Raw genomic sequence first — 1,702 nt, forward strand, 5'->3', positions numbered from 1 at the left:
GCGGGAGGCGTTGGCGACCAACGTCGTCCGACAGGTCGGCAGTCACCTGGACTTCCGGCACGGTCTGCTGCGCGAAGCGGTCTACGGCGACCTGATGCCCGGTGAGCGCGCAGCCGCCCACCGAGCCCTCGCCATGGCGATCGAACGGCTGTTCTCGGATCAGCCGACCATGTCCCAGCTCAGCCAGCTCGCCTTTCACTGGTATGCCGCCCACGACCTGCCCGCCGCCTTCGCCGCCTCCGTCAGGGCGGGCGAGACGGCGCGGGCACTGGGATCGCCCGAGGCCCTCCGGCATTGGGCGAGAGCCGAGGAGCTCTACGACCGTGCCGCCGGTCGTGAGCGACCTGCCCGCGCGGTGGTCCTGGCCGAGCTCGCCCAGGCCAACCTCGACAGCGGTGCCTACGACAGGGGCCGCCTGCTGATGGCCGATGCCCTCGACGCGCTTGCGGAGACGACCGACCCCGTGGTGGCCGCGCGGGTGTACACGGCGTACGTGCACGCCGGCTACGAGCTCGAGGGCCACGTCACGCACGAAGCCGCGATCGACCTGGCCATCGCCGGGTTGAACGGCGTCTCGTCGGAGGACCTGGCGCGAGCGCTCGCCGTCCGCGCTGAGTGGCTGGGGCGACAGGACCGCAACGAGGAGTGTGAGGCCTCGGCGGTCGAGGCGATCGAGCTGGCGAAGGCTCTCGACGTGCCCAGGATCGAAGCCATGGGATGGGCCGCTCGGACGCTGGCGGCTTATTCGGCGGGACGGGTCGAAGCACTCGCGGACTACGAGGAGAGGGCGTCGGCCGCATACAAGAGGGGTGGGGAGAGCTTCCTCGCCTACAAGCACCAGATCTTCCTCGCGAGGGAGCTGGCAGAGGGCCTGGACACCAAGCGCGGCGTCGCGATGCTCGAGGGTTTGCGCGGTGCCGCCGCGGCGGCTGGCTTTCCACGGGCGGCCCGCGTCGCCGCCTTCCACCTGGTGACGGTCCTGGTCAATCTCGGCCGGCTCGACGAGGCCGATCGGCTTGTCGACGATCTTCTCCAGGAGGGGCCGATCGACCAGGTGCAAGGGCTGAGCGCGTGGGTGCGGCTGTTGTTGGCACACGGCGACGCTCCAGCCGCCCTCGACGTGGAGCGGCGCTGGATGGCCATGGTCCGTGGCTTCGCCTCCACCCCCAACTACGACGACATCGTCCTCGACGTCGCAGTCCTGATCGCCAACGGGCTGATTGCCGAGGCGGTCGAGGTTGCGAGGGATTACGGCCGCATCATGTCCGTCTCGGACGCGCCGATGACTCAGGGGTGCGTCGCACACGCCGTCTATCTCGCGCTCGACGCCGCGCGTCGTGCCAGGCTTCCGCTCGATGGCGCCCTGGCGGCGCGGGCGGACTCATTGGTGGCACGGGCAGACGGTGCGATCGCTGAGGGGAGCCAGCGCACGACCTACGGTGTGAGCATCCTGACCGCCCGGGCGCTGCGCGCTGACCTGCGTGGCGAGCGCTCGGTGGAGTGGTGGCGGGCAACGCACGACGCGGCGGCACACATCGGACCGGGTCTCGCCCTATGGCCCCGACTACGGATGCTGCAGGCCTTGTTGGATGCAGGTGAACGCGACGAGGCCCGTACCTCCCTCCCCGAGGTGGTCGCGGACGCCAAGGCGATGGGCATGCACGGCGTGCTCGAGGAGGCGTTGAAGCTGGGGCGCCGGCAC

At 70.5% G+C, this 1,702-nt stretch carries 1 protein-coding gene; it reads left to right on the forward strand.

All coding sequences use genetic code 11. The features are described 5' to 3' along the window. Positions 1-1,702, forward strand: a 1,702-nt coding sequence (locus ISU07_RS23650) for an ATP-binding protein (RefSeq protein ID WP_194709323.1), incomplete at both ends; no start/stop codon positions are given.

It is taken from the genome of Nocardioides islandensis (assembly GCF_015352455.1).
GTDB classification, from domain to species: domain Bacteria; phylum Actinomycetota; class Actinomycetes; order Propionibacteriales; family Nocardioidaceae; genus Nocardioides; species Nocardioides islandensis.